We start from the raw sequence: 16,271 nt of genomic DNA, 5'->3' as shown, positions 1-16,271 counted from the left end.
ATCCGAACTGCGTAAAAGCGGCGCAGGATCGGAGCCTACCTGAGCGAAGTCGATGGCAGGCAATCACCCAGGTTCGATTCAGTGGGGCCGGCGAGAAGTGATTAAGGGGTTGAACTCTGCTGGGGTGACTGGGATGAACTTGGCGTCAGGATCGTGGTTATCGGGGGTACAGGCGTAGAACGCTCCGACTGGGTTGGTCAGGATGTTTAACAGCGGATAAAAGAAGTCACGGAAGTACACGGCCATGGCGGCACCGGGCTGGACGACCGCTTCAAGCCACGCGCGGCGTAGCGACCACAGCACCGTGACCGCTTCGGGGTGTTCGTACCATTGTGAGCACCAGCAGATCGCGCCGTTGGCAGTGCTTGTCGCCGAGCGCGGTAGTTTGCGTTGGGCCCACGTACCGATGTTGGCGATCACCCAGTCCAGCAGCACTTCCATGTCGATCTGGTCCATGGCCGCGCCAGGGGGAGTAATCGCGGGGGTTGCCACCGTTTCGGCTGGGCCCGGTGATGCGCCGGTGACTGTGTTGGGCGGGGCGGCGCTCGCGGTCATCCGGTCAGCGAGTACTCCGAGCGCTGTTTCGAACTCGTCGAGTCCCTGGGCGGAGCGGGCGGCGGTAGCGTCGATACGCTCGACTTTCGTTGACAGCAACCGGTTTTGGGTGCGCATCTCGACGATCGCTTCGCTCAGCATCGCGAGCTGTTCGCACATTTCTCCAAGACGCGTGTCCGGAGACCCGTCAGTGCTCACGCCGCACTCGCCTCCGCGTTGTCGTCGAGTCGCCGCCGCAGTGTCTTAGCGACCGGGTTGGCCGGACCTAGATGCTCGATCGCGGCGTTCTGTACCTCCTGGGTGGCCTTGTCCCGGACCCGTTCGATGTCGCCCTTATCCGGCTCGGTGTACCAGGGAATGAGGTCGATCAACACCGGTCGCGAGGACTGCCGGATCAGCAACGCGTTGTGTTTCTTCATCGCGGCGATGTCTTCGACGGGCATGATCGGCTCAAGTGATCCGCGGTCGTTGGAGGTGGTGACACCACCGGGACCGTGCGAGCGGCGGCGCTCGCGGGGCTTGTACTGGCCAACGAGACCGGAGATCTTGCGCAGGAATGGTTCGTCCTGCAATCCGGCGCCGAGAATGCGCACGGTCGACGCGCCCCACAACGCAGCCGCTTCGTCGGCGCCCCAGGTGGAGATGATCTGTGCTTCGGATTGGAAGATCGCGGTGACGCACATCGACTTCGAGCCCAGATGCGAAGCAAGTTTCGGCAGGCGCTTGATCCGGCAGATGTTGGCGCACTCATCAAGGACAAGAGTCAAGGGTGGGTCGACGCGTCCGCCATGAGCTGATGCGGCGAGGTCGCCGAGTTCGAAGATCTTGGCGACCATGGCGGCGATCACTGCGCCAGCGCTGCCCGATCCTTCTTGAGTCATCAGGTACAGGGTTGGAGCCTTGTCGTCTTCGAAGGCGAACAGCGACCACAGGTCGAGTTCGATGATCTTTTCCGTGGTCTGTTGTTCCCACGTGTGTGGCGGGGTGATCCAGCGCAGGGTTTCTTCGTCCTGGATCGGGGCCAGCGCGGTCTGGGCTTCACCGTAGACACCGCCTCGGGTCTCGGGCGGCAGGTCCAGTACCGCAGCGAAGGCGTTGCCCGCGCGGCGATTTCCGTGCTGGTGCAGGATGTCGATCGGCTTGTCGGAGTAGGTGTCGATCCAGTCCAAGACATCGCGCATGGTGCGCCCACTCAGCGCGGCGGCCAGTAGTGCCCAAGCGAGCAAGTTCTTTCCGGTTGGCGCGAAGAACGGGTCTTCGGATTGTGCGGAGCCTCCGGCGCGGTTCTCCTCGATGAAGTGCTCGGCGATCATCTTGGCCTCGCGCAACGTCGTGATGCCGGAAAGGATGTTCCACCACCATTTTTGGGGAGCGTAGGCGATCTTTCCGGGATCGAAGACGTAGACCGGTCCGACGGCCTCGCGCAGGGCTGCGGTGAGAATCCACAGGTCGGGCTTGTTCGAGGTGGCGATCACCGCACCGGGCGCGGACAGGATGCGCGGGACCGCGACGGCGGAGGTTTTGTTGCTGCGCGGGCCCATCAGCACGATGGTGAAGTCCTCCCAGGAGGCGTAGATCGATTTGCCCACAAGGCGACCGATTAACGGAGCCAGCTCCCGCATGGACACACCCGCGGTGGATTCGATGGAGGCGCGCAGACCCGCGCCGCGCTGGGCGGCGTGCTTGGCGAGCATGTCGGAGATCTGGCGCTTGTCGCGCAGTAGCCTGTCCGGCGTCTCGCGCGGCCACGCCTTGTGTACTGTCCAGCCCAGGACGGCCAACATCAGGATCAGCACTGCCGTGACCAGACCGATTACCAGCCACGACGTTCCCTGCGCGTGGATTCGGGAGACGCCGTAGCCGATTCCGGCGACAGCGAACGCCGCGATCCACACCCAGGCCAGCGCGGAATCCTGCATCACGCACTCCTTCGCTCGGCGCCGATGTTCACTACGTGCATCGATAGGCCAGCCTCCTGAGCCGCTAGCAGCAGCTCGGCCCGCAGTGCGGCGGCCACGCCCGCGCTGCGGGTGCCCGGCACCTCGACGACGAAGATCTCCCGGTGCGCGGCGAGCGCACCCACTCCCTGGACCGGAAGCTGTTCGATCGTCGACCCTGCTCCTGCGTGCGCGCCCAGTGCGGCGAGGATCGGGTCGTAATCAAGTGGCAGCATGGCTTGGCGGGCCACGGCCCAGATCGCGGCCTGTTCCCCCGCCGGTGCCTCGCGGAAGGTATCCAGATCCGCGGTCGGGCCGTCCTCGCCGCTCATGTCCAGCAGGCGATAAGGTTCGCCCAGGTCACCGGTGTGTATCCAATCGAGGACGTCGGTGAGGGTGCGTCCTCCGCGTACGGCTGCCAGCAGCAGATTCGCGGTCAGCAGCGATGCCTCTGGAACGAAATACAACGCAGCTTCATCTCGAACGACGGAGAACAGTGCCTCGGCGATCCGGTCAGCATCGGTCGCATCGGCGATGCCGGACAGCAGATCCCAGCGGAAGGTGGTTGCCGGGCCACGCATTTCGGGGTTCCACACCAGAGCGTGCCCCCACCAGCGGTGCGGCAGTGCCGCCACATGGTCGCTCACCGTCACGACCATGGCGGTGGTCGTGTTACCGGGATCGTGGTTCCAATCCGGTGCGGAGATGACTTCCCGCATCACGATCCTTTCCCGAGTCGGTCGTTCATGCTGCACGGCTGCTCTGTTCAGAAGTGGAGCTGTTGAGTCCGGCGAAGGCGCCGTCGGTGTTGTAGAGCTCGAGTTCTTCCGGTGTCAGGTCGACATGCACCGGCAGCCCCATGCGCGCGCCGGATTTGATGAGGTACTTTCCCCTGCCGGGGTGACGCTGACCGGGCACCCAGGTCGGCGGCGCGGCCCACCGCGTCACCAGTTCCTTCTCGCCGGAGGTGAACGGCGAAATCTCGTGCAGCCGTTCCATTTCGGCGTGATCGAGCCCGCCGATAACCTTGATGTCGTTGCGAGCGACCATGCCCTTGGCCTTGGCGCGGTCGGACGCGGTGGGCAGCGCCTCGAGGTCGGTGATGGTGTGGGTCGACTGGGCCGAGACGACCCCTCGTTTGCGGTTGAGTCGGGTCATCCGGTCGGACTTCTCAACCAAACCAGGTGCCGCGCGCAGCGCCCGCCAAAGTTCGTCTTGGGGCTGGAACACGTTGCGACGTTGCCCGGCAGCCTGCTTGCCCTCGATCAGGCCCGCCGACCACGCCCACGCGCACATCATCGCGGCGGCCACCACGTCGTCACCGTCGTCTTCTACGGCTCCCAGCGACAGCGAGATCGCTGGCAGATCAGCGTCGAGGGAGAAGCTCGACGGCCGGTCGAACATGCCCTTGATCGGGCCCTCGCACAGCAATACCAGTGTGTTTCGCAGCTCGCGGGTCTCGCGGCGGTACTCGTGTTCGTCGCGGGCGGCCACGACGCGCAACAGCGGCTCGGTGGCGGAATCGAGAATCTGCACCAACTCGGGGATCGTCGGGTCGGGCAAACCATGGCGTTGGTTGGCGGCGTCGGCCTGGTCGACGGTCATCGCCAGCAGCAGCCGCTCCGTGGCGGTGAGATCCTGGCCTCCGACGATCGTGATCAGCGATTCGAGCAAGTCCAGGCGACGGCCGCGAGCTTGGGAGACCAGCTGGTCGCGTTGGGTGCCGACCGCCGCGTCGATCGCGCCGCGCAATGGCCCGAGGTCGAGGGGATTGAGGCTGTGCAGACCGCGACCGATGCGGAACACCTTGCCGTCCAACGCTTCCACGAGCGCGGTGTATTCGTCTTTGATGTCGCCGGGGATCACCGCGGCGAATCCGAACGCGACGAGGCCGACGAGCAGACGCTTGATAGCGGTGGACTTCCCGATGCCGGGCTGTCCCTGCACCCACAAGCCGGTGTTGGTGACCAAACCGTCGACCAGCCATTGCGAGGGATCGAGCCCGATGGGTTCTGCGGTGTGCAAATGGCGACCGAACGGGACGCCTCGCACCCTGGCACCACTGGCGGCTGGGAAGGGGTACAAGCCCTGGACCTGACTGGTGGTGCCCGCGAACAGGCGCCCCGCATCGACGTTGTGGGCGTACCCGCCGAAGGGCCGGTAGTCGCCGCGAGCAGCGGGAATCGGCGGCAAGGACGTGAAGGGGGCGAACGGGTTGAACGGTTCCTGGCCGGGTTCGTCAGGATCGTGCGGTTCCTGCTTGCGGTAGGCCGGGATCACTCCCAGTTTCGCCAGCCAGCGCTCGGCCAACCCCGCATGCGCCGCAGCCTGATGTAGCCGCGCGTCGGCTTCGGTGACCGGGCCGGTGCCGGTCACGCCAGCCACCTCTGCGTGGCGCTGCGCGAGAGTCCCGAGGTCGGCTCGATGCCGTAACCGAGCGAGGACGCGAACGCGGCGGGTTGGGCGCCACGGGCCCGGCGGAACCGCAGTTTCGTGGCGCTGACTCGATCCTCGACATCGGCGCAGGCAGCTGCCAGCGTCTCCTCGCGTCGCACGGTGGTCGTGACATACATCGTGAATTGCCCGAGGCCCGCACCCATCGACTCCTCCTGCGCGGCCTTACGTGCGCGCAGACGATCGTCGTATTCACGCTGGGTCTCGTCCTTCTTCGTCTTGGTGTTCCAGACCTGGCGGAGCTTGCCGCCCTGAATCTCGCGCTCGACGATGTCGGCGGCTGCCGCGGCGCTGTAGGGCCGGTAGACGAGCGAGAAACGCCGGTAGTACTTTCCTGGGCTGACCATTTTGAGCAGAATGTGTTGGCGCACAACGCTACTGGGCATTCCCTTGAACACCCAGGTCACCGAATAGCCGGAGTCGTGGCAGTAGACGTCCTTGGTGGTTTCGGTACGCAGAGCGCTTCCGTCGGTCCAGGCCAGCAGTTCGTCGTCGTCTGGGGTGTCGGAGAGGAAAACCCGGACAGCAGGGTCGAACGCGGCGCGGATGTTGCGGATCACTGACTCGGTGGATGCGCGGTCGGTCACCGTCGCGCCGGCCGCGGCGAGTGCGGATTCGATGCGGGGCAGCCACCGCACCACCTCGGCCGCGCCTTCGGAGAGAGTTTGGGGCTGTGGCGATGCCTTGGACAGATCGAAATTCACCGTGACTCGCATCTGAACGTCGGCGGTGGTCGAGCGTGACTGGCTGACGGCCTTCTCCATGATCTTCTTGGACAGTGCGGGAGCGTTCTTGCCGTCACGCTCCATGCGAGCCAAGGTGTAGGCGCGCTGGTCGACGCCGCCGGTCGGGGAGGACTCCGAGGTGAAAACCACCGAGGAGATGATCGGTGTGAACCCGAGATCGGCCAGCCAGCTGCCGAAATTGCGGACCCAGGCGTTGGTGTCGGCGCTGTCGGCCAGGGTGATACCTACCGGGGACACCTTCAACACCGCCGACAGGATGCCGGTGCGCCTGTTCCAGATCAGGCACTGTGTGCCGCCGCGACCGTCTTCGACAGTCAACGGCATCAGCGGGGCCAGCACGCCGGGCAGGTTCTCCCCGCGCGGGACCTCTTCGAGGACGTCGGCGGCGTAGGCGTCGCTGTTGTGCCGGTTACCCCACCACGCCCGCACATTCCAGGTCAGGTGCTCGACGACGGTACGTTGTGAGTCGCCCACCGGGACGATCGTCAGGGCCAGCACGGGGATGGCGATGAACAGTCCGATGAAGGCCAGGAACAGGTCGATGAACGTGGTGAAGGCGAGTCCCACCACGGTGGCCAGGATGATGGCCGTGCCGCTGGTTCCGAGACGCCCCATCCCGAAGCCTTTGACTTCGCGGAATCCGCTGTAGCCGGGTGTGTCGTTCATTGTGTGTCCCTAACGTGTGCCGCCTGTCGTGCGGCGTGCTGATGTGTGCTGATCGGGTGAGATGTGTTGGTGCTCATGGCCGCTCCGGTCCGAGGTCGTCGCCGGTCATTTCCGAGCCGACATCGTCGGCGGCTTCAGCGGCCGAACTCGCCGCTGAGAGCCCTGCTTGGATCGCCATGGAGGCTCCGCCGGTAGCAGCCGCGCCCGCTCCTGCGGCAGCGGAGGAACCGCCCCCGGCCGCAACGGCTCCACCGGCATCGGTGGCACCGGCGACGTCGATGCCGCTTCCGCCGCTGCCGTTGGGTGCGGCGGGTGTGCCAGAGGCGTCGGGATTCTCTGGCTGCGAGCTCGGGCCGGCTTCGAGTTCGAGCCCGGAACTGCCAGTGCCGAGGGCCTTGGGCGAAGACCCGGATTCCAACTGGGCCTGTCCACCACCAGCAGTCAGCGCCGAGGTGCCCCCATTGCCCGGTGACGGGTCGGGTTCGCCTCCGCCGGGACCGGTCGCGGACATGAAGCTGGCGAATCCATCCCCACCAGAGGAAGAACCCGAACCGTTCCCGCCCATGGCTGCGGCAGCACCGAGCGCGCCGCCCGCCAGCCCGCCCACCGCGAGGCCGAGTGCACCGGAACCTCCGCTCACATTCATGCCCATGAAGTCGAAGAACTTCAGCAGTGCGGGTAAGGCGATCACCGCGAGCGCGACCACCATCAGGCCGGTGACCAGAGTGGTCAGTGACTGTTCCTGGCCGATGAGCCCGAAGCCGAGGCTGTATATGTAGGCGGCCATGGGCTTGTAGAGCACCAGCGCCACACAGGTCGCGGCGATGCGGGGGAACCAATTCCGGCCCCACGTGGTGAGCTGTCCAGCAGCCGCGAAGAGAATGAGGTTGTACAAGACGACGACTCCAGCTTGGCGGATGAAGCCCATCACCCACTGGATCGCGCCGAGGAGGAAGGCGACGATGCCCAGCAGTAGCACGCCGCCTGGATTGCCGATGGTGGAGGTGCCCAGCATGGCTTGGACTCGTTGGCCGAACTGGTTGGCGTCGGTGTCGATGATCTGGTGGGCGAAGTCGTCTCCGGCGTGGATCGCGCCGGAGAGCACGATCAGCGCCATCGAGGAGATGACGATGTATTTGACTCCGCCGAGCAGGATTTGTGCGCCTGGTTCGGTGCGGCGGGTCACCATCATCACCATGGAGCCGGTGAGGATTCCGGCCATCATGATGAAGAACACGACTTTCTGGACCGGTGCCTTGTCCGCCATCACGCCCGCATAGGACAGGCTGATCGAGTCGGTACCGATCCACCAGGTCATCGACTCGACCAGCAGGTCACCGCTGAACTTTCCGATGGATTCGGCAGCCTTACCGAACGCCGAGTCCACCGCCTTGCCGATCGTGTTGTCGGCGACCCTGCCCGGGTTCAGGTCGATCGTGGTTTGTGTTGCGCCGTTGTTGATTTGAGCTCGGAACGCGGTGTCGTCGTTCGGGTAGAGGTAACCGGTGTCGGGTTTGTTCTCGCATCCAGGGAACTGGGGGTGCTGCGAGCACCAGATCACGCCGTCGGTGTCGCGCCAGCTCTTCTGCTCGGAGCTGAGTTCGGAGAGTTTCTGTGGCATGTTCGGTGGCGGCGGCTCGGCCGAGACCAATGCCGCTGGGCCCATCATCAGCGCCAGCAGCATTCCCACGAGCGCTATGGGCCGCAGAATCGACCAGGTGTTCGTGCTCATCGCCCTGCCCTGTCATGGAAGGTCGTGAACCCTGTTAGGCCCGTCGAGTTCGGCAGTTCGGGGAGGCCCGAATCGACCTGGTAGACCCAGTCGGTGCCGTCCCAGAGTGTGGCGCGGCGCACGAAGTCATAACCACCCTTGTTGGACGGCACTGCGAAGTAGATCCGCGCGAACATCGGTGTGTAGGTGGCGAATTGGAAGGCGACCGGCTGACGGAAGGCTGCTTCGAACTCTTCGGCGGACAGATTGCGGGTCTGGGTGACCGCGTTGCGTGCCTGCTGTTGCTGGCCGAGGTCGGCGCGCACCTGGGTACCGAGTAACTGCTCGTAGCGGGTGTCGGTCAGAACCCGTGTGGCGATCTGCCACGCTGCGACGAGTGCGCCCTGCGGGGTGTGGGTGTAGCCGTGGGCGCGCGGACCATCGATCTCGGTGGGCCCGTCCGCGCCGAAGGGCAGGCGGACGCCATTGATCAACTTCCAGTCCAGCTCGCGTGGTGGTGTCGTGGTGGTGAGTGCGTCTGGCGCGAGTGGTGTCGCGAAATCGTTTGGCTGGTCGCGTATTACGGCGACCGCGATGATTGCGGCGACTGCGACCAGTACGGCGGCGACGGCCACCGGCAACCAGCGCCGTCGCGGGCGTGGGTCGCGGGGTGCGGGGTGTTCGGCGAATTCTCGGGTGGTGAACATCAGGGTTTCCTTGCTACAGCGGGGTGAATCCGGTCAGGTCTGCCGTTTCTGGCAGGGCCGGGGCGCTCAGCTCGTTGCTGTAGCGCCAATCGCCGTCGCGCCACACCACCGCTTGACGGGTGATTCGGTAGGAGCCGGAGGCGCGGGGGTAGGCGTAATAGATGGTTGCGGCGTCGCCGGTGTAGCCGCCGACCTTGAAGCCGGCGGGCTGCACAGTGCTGGCCTGCACGGCGGCAGGGTCCAGCCGAGGCTGGCTGATACGGGCGGTGAGGATCTGGGTACGGTCGGCGGCCGAGATCGCGGTCTGGATGTCGAGGACGCGGGCGAAATCGGGGGAGTAGAGAAGTCGCATGCCGATCTGCAGTGCCGCGACGGTCGCGCCTTGCGGGGTGCGGGCGTAACCGGTCGCGACCGCCCCGTCGATGCGGGAGGGCCCATCCGACCCGGTGAACGGCAGTGGCACGCCGTCGACGCGCTGCCAAGACAGCCCCTGGGGCGAGGCGGTCAGCCAGTCCGGGTCGGCAGGGGAGTGGGTGACGGGGATCGGGGGGACCAGCGAACCCTTCGCGGCGGTTGTCATCACGGTCGGCGCGGCTGTTGCGATTGCGTCGCCTGGGGCATCGGTCTCGCCGTGGAAGCCCACGCCGACAAGGGCGAGCGCGCCGACAACGGCGAGTGCCGCCGCGCTGATCGACCCGATCAGATACGCGCGGCGCGCTTTCGCCAAGCCAGCGGTGTCGCGGAACTCGGAAGTAGTCAAAGACATTGGTGCTCAATCTCTTTCAAAGAAATGCGTTGATGACGGTGTAGGCCGACCCGGACAGGACGGTGGCGACGAGCACGACCGGCAGCGAGTGCAGGGCCTTCTTGGCTTGCTCGGAGCGCCCGCGTATCCCCACCATCAGCACCGCGGCGGTGATCAGCACGCCGCCGACCGCGCAGGCGAGGGCGAGGGTGCGCATCCAGCCGAGCGAGTCGGCGATGAAGGAATCCAGGTCCTCGGGAGCGTCGGCGGGATCTCCACCGAATCGGTCCCATTGCACGCCGCCGGTGGTGGGGTCGCGGATGGGAATCTGCTCTCCGGTGCCGCCGCCACCCGGACTCTGGGGACTGAGCTGCTGACTGGTCGGCGGGGCCGGTGTGGTTGTCGGCGGCTGAGCGTGTACGACTCCGGCACCCACAGTGATCAGGGTCGCGGTGAGCGCGAACGCCAAGAGCGCCAATTTCACCGAAACGCCTCGATGATGCCGCCCGCGCCGCCGGTGATGACGATGCCGAGGATTACCATCGGCAGGTGTCCGAGAGCGTTCTTGGCGGCGTCGCTGCGACCGCGCTGGCCGACGAACAACATTCCGGCCACCGCGAGCAGTCCGGCGAAAGCCAGTGCGTAGCAGAGGGATTTGGCGTAGCCGAGCGTGTCGTTGACGCGATTGCCCAATTCGCCGGGCAGTTCCTTCGCGGGTGGATTGGGGACTTGCGCCAACCAGTCGGCGGCCAGTAGCAATGTGGACATGGGGATTTCCTTCTCGTGATGGGTCAAGACACCCGCAGGACGGGACGCTCGTGCTCGTCCTCGTCGATGGGGGACGGCTCGGAGGTGGCTGTGGTGGTGGGGGTTTCGCGATCAATGGCGGTGCGCACCGCCTGAACCAGCTCGTCGCGGAACTTGCGGGCGGGTTCGGCCCACCGATACGTCTTGCGGTCGGCGTCGAAGACGCCGGTGGACAGCAGGTCCCAGGGGTTGTCACTGGCGGCCAGCGGTGAAAACCAGCCGAGCCGCAGCACCGGGGTATTCAGATTGGTGGCGGCCATCTTCAGTCGGCGCCGGACAACCGAAGGCCAGCGACCCTCGCTGTCGGCGACGACGACCAGGACCGGGCGCATGGGCATCTGCTGGGCGGTGGCGATGGCCCAGCTCACCGTGACGGCGGTCGCGCGGGTCACCAGGACGTCAACGGCCTGGGTGCCGTTGGCTTCGACGACGCCGACATCGATGCCGTCGAGCAGATGCGCCACCGTGGTCGTGCCGACGCCACCGGCGATTCCACCGACCACCGGGCGCCGCGGTCGCGCGCTCATCGCGCGCCCACCTGGGACACGCGCCAACCGGCGTCGACCTTGACCAGCGCGAGCCCGACCACCAAGTGACGCTCCGGAAGGGGCCCGTTCGAGGTGCTCACCCTCTGGGTGACTTCGAGTAGTCGCGTCGCGGAGATCGCGGTGTCGGCGGGCGCGCCGACCTCCGCGCCGGGGCGCACGCCGCCAGCGGGCACGCTCAGTACCGCTGAATGTGCGGTCAGGTCGAGCCAGTCTGCTCCCGGGCCAGATATCGGTGGATAGTCGCGCAGCAGCTGTGTGAGCCGGGGTTCGAGCAACGGGGCCGCGCGCAGCTTGGCGTCGTGCGGAGACAGATCGCGGGTGGTGTCCCACCCGTACCAGATCCGCGCCACGGCGACCGCGACCGCATCGACGTCGGTATCTTCGACGGGGCCGACCTCGACGGGAAGTGCGGTCGGAACCGCCAGCGGTGTCGAGGGCGGCCTTACCGGAACTCGCGAGGTGGTTTCGGTCGGGGTCGCGACCGGAGTCGTCGGTGTCGGGGTGGTTGTCGGCGCGTTGTGGTTAGCCTGGCCCGTGGAGCATGCCGCCACTGCCAGCGCCGCCCCGGCCAATGCGACAGCCTGCATCGTCCAAGTAATTTTCGGCATCATTGTCTTTGGATTCCTGCTCCGACTCGTCTGATTTCGATTCCTGGCCCCAAATTCGATAAGGGGGAGATTTTCACCTGATCACCTGATTGGGGGGCTTCGACCATTTGTCCGCCGCCGAGCGCGATGGCGACATGTTGCGGATTTTCGCCGCTCGGAAAAACGATGTCGCCCGGCTGGATGTCGTCCTCGTCCACGGGGTGGCCGCGTGTGTCATTGAGGATGGAGGTGGTGTAGTGGGGAAGTTGAATAGATTTGCCGCTCGCTTGCCCCACGGCGTACAGGACAAGCCCTGAGCAGTCGAAGCCGACTTTCTCGTAGTCGCCGAATGAATCGGCGACGCCGCCGTCTCGAATTCCCTGTGACGGCCCGTCGAGAGTGCCGCCGCCCCACGCATACGGTGTGCCCAGCCAGCACAGTGCCGCGGCGGCCACGTTCGTGCCGAAGACTGCGCCGGGGCGGAACTGACTGCAATGGGTGAGTTCGACGGTGCCGAACTGGGTGTATTTGGCCATCTTGGCTTTGACCCCAGGCGCGTATCCCTCCGTCTCCCCATTGACGATCTGGGGCCCGCCAGCGGATATCACACAGCCATACCCGCAGTTGTAGGCGGCGAGCACGATGTCGATCAGGTCGCCCTTGATCCGTCCGCTGGCCAGGTCCTGCTTGGCCTGCGCGACGGTGTCGCAGTCGAATTTCGCCTGCGCCATGATCGCGTCGGCCGGATCGAAGGCAGAGATCACGCCGTTGCCGTCGGCATCGACGCCATAGGACGGCCAGGTGTAGGGCATGAACTGCGACAGGCCCTGGGCGCCGGCCGGGGAGACCGCGTTGGGGTTCCAACCCGATTCCTGCTCGATCTGGGCGGCGATGAGCGGGGCCGAGATCTCCTCGCACAGAGTGCCCGCCCGGATGACCCACGCCTCGAATTCGGGTGGAACAGTGCCGGTCGCAAGTTTTCCTTGAGCGAAACTCGGATTGTCCCGGTCGCTGTCGATGAATATCGCGACAACCAGCACCGGAATCATGAAGAGCGCCATCAAGAGCGCTACCGATTTCGATACTGATTTCATCGCGATACACCTCCTTGGGCATGTTTCGTGAAAGGCTGTATTCACTGGGAATACGGTGAAGTGGTATTTATTCGGCATCGGGTGCCGAGAGAATTGCGGTCGCTAGGTTCTTCCGCTTACGCCCGACGCGCTGATGCCGGGCGTAAGCGGAAAGGTGGTCACCGATTCAGAGACCGGCCTGAATCTTCGCGGTCAGCCATTTCACGATCCATTGCGCGGCGGTGTCGCCGCTGTCATTGACCGTGTAGTTGCTCGCATAGGACCGGTGCGCGTCCAGTAGGAGATAGGACACGGCCTGTGATGCCTGCTGAACGAGTTCGTCGGGTTTGGTCAGGCTGACCAGCGCATCGAACTCGGGCATATTGATGACCTGGGCGACGTCATCGAGCATCGTCGAGGAAAACACCATCTCCGCCAGGGTGAGCGGCAGCGAGTACGGTGAAGTCGCCGCGACCACACCGAGTTTCGTCAGCTCGGTGATCACAGAACTGGCGGCCTTCGCGATGACCTGTGGATCGGCCTCGGCGACGTTCTTGACCAGCTCCAGGCCGCGGCCGATCGCATAGTTCGGCAGATCCTCGGGCGTGATGTTGAGCAGCGGTACCACTGCGGCGACGACCTTGGACTTACCCGAGAGCGAGCAAATCGTGTCGTTGGGCGCGCACATCGTGGTCACTCGCTCTGCGAGCACGCCCATCCCGCCGTCGCGCTGACCGAGGACACCCTCGCCGCCCGGGTCGGCACCGACCAACGTTTCGACCACCGACGACGACTTCGTGTTCACCGACGACGTCGACGGGGCGCCATCGGAAGCGGAAGAAGCAGTCGACGCCGAACGTTTCGGGTCCGACAGCAACCCGCCGGCCAGGATGCGCGCGGGGTCGACCACGCCCCGGCGGTTGCCAACCTCGGACAGGAAGTCGCCCGCGATCAGCGCACCCTGGCTATAGCCCAGAATGACGAACTTCGACAACGGGCACGCTTGCGCCAACTCCGTGGCCCGCGCCTCAAGCGCTGACTTGCCGTTGGCGCGAGACTGACTGAGTGTCAACGGATTTCCCGTCGCGATGCCAGCGATCGGACCGCCCACCTGCGCCACGTACGGCACCTGTTCGGCGCGCACGGACGTCGCGTTGGGCCTCGGTGCGCTCGTCGCGGTGCTCCGGGTCGACGAGGACCCGGCCGCCTGCTTCGGCACCGTCTCCGCCGCAGCGGGCGGTGTGGAATTCAAGGCCGTCAGGAGCGGCCCGGTGATCTGGCCGAGCATGCCCGGTACGACGTTACGGTCGGCGTCGGCACTGGTCTCCCAGGTGCCGGGTACCGCCAACGTGATCACATCCGAGCAGTCGGTCGCCGTCGGTGCCGGTTCGGGATCAGCCCAGGCGGGCACCGAGGCAGCCGATGTCAGCACCACCGCCAGCATCACTGTGCACGCGGATCGCCGCCCGATCGTCGCGGCCGACATCACCGCACCAGTCCCTGCGCGGCGGTGAGTGCACCGTTGGCCGCTTCGGTCAGCGGACCGAGCTGGCCGGACTCGAACGGAGCCTGCTCGCCGATCGTCGAGGTGACCGCGTCGGCGACGCCCGAGGTTCCCGGCGTAGAACGGGCAGCGGAGAGGGCATCAGAGGCCACCTCGGCGAACGCGGCATCGACCGGCGCGGCCATCGGCTCGTTCTGCCACGCCTGCACGCCACTTTCGAGCGCGGAGGCGACCGTGTGAACAGCCTCGACCCCACCGGGTTGGGTCTGGACCCAGTCCACCGCCGATTCGCCCGCGCATCGTGCGGTATCGGCGCCCGCGCGCAGCTGATCGTGCAGCGACAGGTCGGGTGCACCGGGACCGGGGACTTCTTCCGGCGGGGCGACGAAGTCCGAGCCGTCGCCCGCCGTCGCCACTCCGCCGACCAGAGCGCCAACTGCCCCGCCAGCCGCACCACCGGCGACTGCAGCGGGGACGCCGAGAACCGCAGCGCCGACCGCTGCGCCGGTCGCCGCGCCCAGCGCGGTTCCCGCCATCGCGGAGGGGACGACACCGACGATGGGCACCGGGACCAGCGTGCCTGCCGCAGCACCGGCAGCACCGCCGATCGCAGCTCCGACGAGACCGCCGCCGACCGCTCCGATCGCCGCAGCGGGAACTCCCAGAGTGATTGCGCCGATGCCGAGTCCGCTCGCACCGCCCAGGACCATCGCGGTTGACATGACGTCGGCGCGGGAGGCGCTGATCCCCGCCGATTGAAGGGCGGCGTTGGTGTCGCGCTGGGCGAGGGCGACGTGGCCGTTGACCTTCCACGCCACATCGGCGGGCACCCAATCCGGGCGGTCGATGGTCAGATCACCGAGCCCGAGTTTCTCCGGGGCAGGAGGAGTGATCACCTTCGGCGGCTCGACTGGGATCGGCGCGGGCTCCACCACGACCGGCAGGTCCGGTTCTGGCGCGGGCTGGTGTAGTCGCTGCGGGCTCGACTGCTGCTGAGGTAGCGCAGGGCCAGTTCCCTGATCGGTGGACGGTCGCGGGTCGCGATACTGACTCGGATCGGTCGGTAGCGCGGGCGCGGGAATTGCTCTGCCCAACGGGGACTGCTCGGCAGGAGGATGGACCGGAGCGGTCGGTCGGGTCTCGAAACCCGGTTGCGTTGTTGCAGGACCAGCAAGGCCGGGCTGCTGCGTCGGCGCGGCTTGGGCCAACGCCGAGTTCGCGGCCAGGACAATTGCCGCTGCTACCGCCGAGGTCATCGCGACCCGCGCAAGGCCGGTGCCCGGTCCGAGCAGTCCCGTCATCCGGGCGTTCTTCCCCCCGTGCGCGACGGCGCAATCCCAGATCGGTGCAGTGCGGTTGGCGTCGGGTTCGACATTGTTCGCGGTCATGCGGCGGCCTGCTCGGGCACGCTCGACAGGACGCGCGGGGACGATTTGCCCACGATGCTCGCGGATGCGCCGACTCGGCGTGCCGCTGTCACGAACTCCTCGATTTCAAAGGCGGGCAAATCGTAGAAAAATCGTGCGCCGCCGGGAAATTCCACGTGCACGGTCATTGTCGGGATTGTGGACATGTTGATGCTCCATTTCAAAAGGCAAGTGGGCATGGCGATTCCAGGTATGGATGTGCGCTGAATTGGTGCTGCGGGTCATCCGGTGACCGCGCGGAATCGCTATCGCTGACGGCTGGTAGCGCCGCGCGGAAGGATGCGGGCGACTGCCTAGTCGGCAGCCTGTCGACTAGGTCGCTCCCACATCGGCACTTCTCCCTCACTTGCAGTTCAGCGACCGATTTCCGGCCGCGAAATGAAGGTAAATGGTCTTAGGCAAACGGACAATGTGCAGTTCAGAGGGGTAAATCGAAGTAATGGCAACTATCCGGCACGGGCTACTACGGCCAACTTCGATCAGGCTCGATCACGTTGGATTGAGTGATATAGATCACGCATTGGGGTTGTCGAAACCGAAATCAGCCCAGGGGGCGGCCAGCGGCTCTCGTTATGTGGATCGAAACCCTGGCTAACCATGTGATATCTCGCACGCTGATTCACTGGTTGTCGTCGCGGCTCTCTGGTGGAAATTGCCAGGTCATCACTGCGGTGCCGTGGTCGCGTCAGCTCGTCGGCCTGCTCTATGGCTGGGCTTCTGCTGTAGACATCGCCAGAGCGTGTCAGCTATGTACCAGCTATTATGTTGGGGAGCTATTAGTTGAACGGTCGCTTCTATAAGCGT

16 protein-coding genes are annotated in these 16,271 nt (G+C 65.7%); all 16 read right to left on the bottom strand.

Annotation, left to right across the window (positions count from 1 at the left end):
* Nucleotides 1-78: 78 nt before the first annotated feature.
* Nucleotides 79-753, bottom strand: a complete 675-nt coding sequence (locus tag NS1_RS19045) for a DUF4913 domain-containing protein (RefSeq protein ID WP_084503832.1) — start codon at nucleotides 751-753, stop codon at nucleotides 79-81.
* Nucleotides 750-2,474: a type IV secretory system conjugative DNA transfer family protein gene (locus NS1_RS19040; protein WP_063816193.1), complete on the bottom strand. Its 1,725-nt coding sequence runs from the start codon at nucleotides 2,472-2,474 to the stop codon at nucleotides 750-752. Before NS1_RS19040 ends, NS1_RS19045 begins: the two co-directional genes overlap by 4 nt.
* Nucleotides 2,474-3,211: a type IV secretory system conjugative DNA transfer family protein gene (locus NS1_RS19035; RefSeq protein WP_062986516.1), complete on the bottom strand. Its 738-nt coding sequence runs from the start codon at nucleotides 3,209-3,211 to the stop codon at nucleotides 2,474-2,476. The genes NS1_RS19040 and NS1_RS19035 overlap by 1 nt, the downstream gene beginning before the upstream one ends.
* Before the next feature lie 25 nt (nucleotides 3,212-3,236).
* Entirely contained in the window at nucleotides 3,237-4,868 is a 1,632-nt protein-coding gene (locus tag NS1_RS19030) for an ATP-binding protein (RefSeq protein WP_084503850.1), read from the bottom strand.
* Nucleotides 4,865-6,358 carry an SCO6880 family protein gene (locus NS1_RS19025; protein WP_062986513.1) on the bottom strand — a complete coding sequence of 498 codons (1,494 nt, stop codon included), beginning with the start codon at nucleotides 6,356-6,358 and terminating at the stop codon, nucleotides 4,865-4,867. The genes NS1_RS19030 and NS1_RS19025 overlap by 4 nt, the downstream gene beginning before the upstream one ends.
* A 73-nt stretch (nucleotides 6,359-6,431) precedes the next feature.
* A complete protein-coding gene (locus NS1_RS19020; RefSeq protein WP_062986511.1) occupies nucleotides 6,432-8,090 on the bottom strand; it encodes a hypothetical protein in 1,659 nt (552 codons plus the stop codon).
* Nucleotides 8,087-8,776 carry a DUF8175 domain-containg protein gene (locus tag NS1_RS19015; RefSeq protein ID WP_062986509.1) on the bottom strand — a complete coding sequence of 230 codons (690 nt, stop codon included), beginning with the start codon at nucleotides 8,774-8,776 and terminating at the stop codon, nucleotides 8,087-8,089. The genes NS1_RS19020 and NS1_RS19015 overlap by 4 nt, the downstream gene beginning before the upstream one ends.
* Nucleotides 8,777-8,789: 13 nt before the next feature.
* The gene (locus NS1_RS19010; RefSeq protein ID WP_062986507.1) at nucleotides 8,790-9,542 is read right to left on the bottom strand and encodes a DUF8175 domain-containg protein; all 753 of its coding nucleotides are present in this window, start codon (nucleotides 9,540-9,542) and stop codon (nucleotides 8,790-8,792) included.
* A 16-nt stretch (nucleotides 9,543-9,558) separates the two neighbouring features.
* Nucleotides 9,559-10,005, bottom strand: a complete 447-nt coding sequence (locus NS1_RS19005; protein WP_062986505.1) for a hypothetical protein — start codon at nucleotides 10,003-10,005, stop codon at nucleotides 9,559-9,561.
* Nucleotides 10,002-10,289, bottom strand: coding sequence for a hypothetical protein (locus NS1_RS19000; protein WP_062986503.1), 288 nt, complete (start codon nucleotides 10,287-10,289; stop codon nucleotides 10,002-10,004). The genes NS1_RS19005 and NS1_RS19000 overlap by 4 nt, the downstream gene beginning before the upstream one ends.
* Nucleotides 10,290-10,312: 23 nt before the next feature.
* Nucleotides 10,313-10,855, bottom strand: a complete 543-nt coding sequence (locus NS1_RS18995; protein WP_062986501.1) for a hypothetical protein — start codon at nucleotides 10,853-10,855, stop codon at nucleotides 10,313-10,315.
* Nucleotides 10,852-11,484, bottom strand: a complete 633-nt coding sequence (locus tag NS1_RS18990; RefSeq protein ID WP_255284597.1) for a hypothetical protein — start codon at nucleotides 11,482-11,484, stop codon at nucleotides 10,852-10,854. Before NS1_RS18990 ends, NS1_RS18995 begins: the two co-directional genes overlap by 4 nt.
* Nucleotides 11,484-12,557, bottom strand: coding sequence for a C40 family peptidase (locus NS1_RS18985; protein ID WP_062986497.1), 1,074 nt, complete (start codon nucleotides 12,555-12,557; stop codon nucleotides 11,484-11,486). The genes NS1_RS18990 and NS1_RS18985 overlap by 1 nt, the downstream gene beginning before the upstream one ends.
* Nucleotides 12,558-12,723: 166 nt before the next feature.
* A complete protein-coding gene (locus NS1_RS18980; RefSeq protein WP_255284613.1) occupies nucleotides 12,724-13,824 on the bottom strand; it encodes a cutinase family protein in 1,101 nt (366 codons plus the stop codon).
* Nucleotides 13,825-14,021: 197 nt separating this feature from the next.
* Complete coding sequence (locus tag NS1_RS18975; RefSeq protein ID WP_062986493.1) at nucleotides 14,022-15,428, bottom strand: hypothetical protein; 1,407 nt, start codon at nucleotides 15,426-15,428, stop codon at nucleotides 14,022-14,024.
* Nucleotides 15,425-15,595, bottom strand: a complete 171-nt coding sequence (locus NS1_RS40110) for a hypothetical protein (protein WP_157125299.1) — start codon at nucleotides 15,593-15,595, stop codon at nucleotides 15,425-15,427. The genes NS1_RS18975 and NS1_RS40110 overlap by 4 nt, the downstream gene beginning before the upstream one ends.
* Nucleotides 15,596-16,271 lie beyond the last annotated feature (676 nt).

Source organism: Nocardia salmonicida NBRC 13393, from assembly GCF_001613085.1.
Lineage (GTDB): Bacteria > Actinomycetota > Actinomycetes > Mycobacteriales > Mycobacteriaceae > Nocardia > Nocardia salmonicida.
The sequence above is the reverse complement of the archived record's forward strand: the minus strand, read 5'-3'. Positions and strand labels throughout refer to the sequence as shown.

Coding starts and splice junctions, on each gene's coding strand:
- NS1_RS18975 (WP_062986493.1), bottom strand. CDS start 15,428: ATGACCGCGAACAATGTCGAACCCGACGCCAACCGCACTGCACCGATC.
- NS1_RS18990 (WP_255284597.1), bottom strand. CDS start 11,484: ATGCCGAAAATTACTTGGACGATGCAGGCTGTCGCATTGGCCGGGGCG.
- NS1_RS19000 (WP_062986503.1), bottom strand. CDS start 10,289: ATGTCCACATTGCTACTGGCCGCCGACTGGTTGGCGCAAGTCCCCAAT.
- NS1_RS19020 (WP_062986511.1), bottom strand. CDS start 8,090: ATGAGCACGAACACCTGGTCGATTCTGCGGCCCATAGCGCTCGTGGGA.
- NS1_RS18995 (WP_062986501.1), bottom strand. CDS start 10,855: ATGAGCGCGCGACCGCGGCGCCCGGTGGTCGGTGGAATCGCCGGTGGC.
- NS1_RS19010 (WP_062986507.1), bottom strand. CDS start 9,542: ATGTCTTTGACTACTTCCGAGTTCCGCGACACCGCTGGCTTGGCGAAA.
- NS1_RS18980 (WP_255284613.1), bottom strand. CDS start 13,824: ATGCTCGGCCAGATCACCGGGCCGCTCCTGACGGCCTTGAATTCCACA.
- NS1_RS19035 (WP_062986516.1), bottom strand. CDS start 3,211: ATGCGGGAAGTCATCTCCGCACCGGATTGGAACCACGATCCCGGTAAC.
- NS1_RS40110 (WP_157125299.1), bottom strand. CDS start 15,595: ATGACCGTGCACGTGGAATTTCCCGGCGGCGCACGATTTTTCTACGAT.
- NS1_RS18985 (WP_062986497.1), bottom strand. CDS start 12,557: ATGAAATCAGTATCGAAATCGGTAGCGCTCTTGATGGCGCTCTTCATG.
- NS1_RS19015 (WP_062986509.1), bottom strand. CDS start 8,776: ATGTTCACCACCCGAGAATTCGCCGAACACCCCGCACCCCGCGACCCA.
- NS1_RS19040 (WP_063816193.1), bottom strand. CDS start 2,474: ATGCAGGATTCCGCGCTGGCCTGGGTGTGGATCGCGGCGTTCGCTGTC.
- NS1_RS19025 (WP_062986513.1), bottom strand. CDS start 6,358: ATGAACGACACACCCGGCTACAGCGGATTCCGCGAAGTCAAAGGCTTC.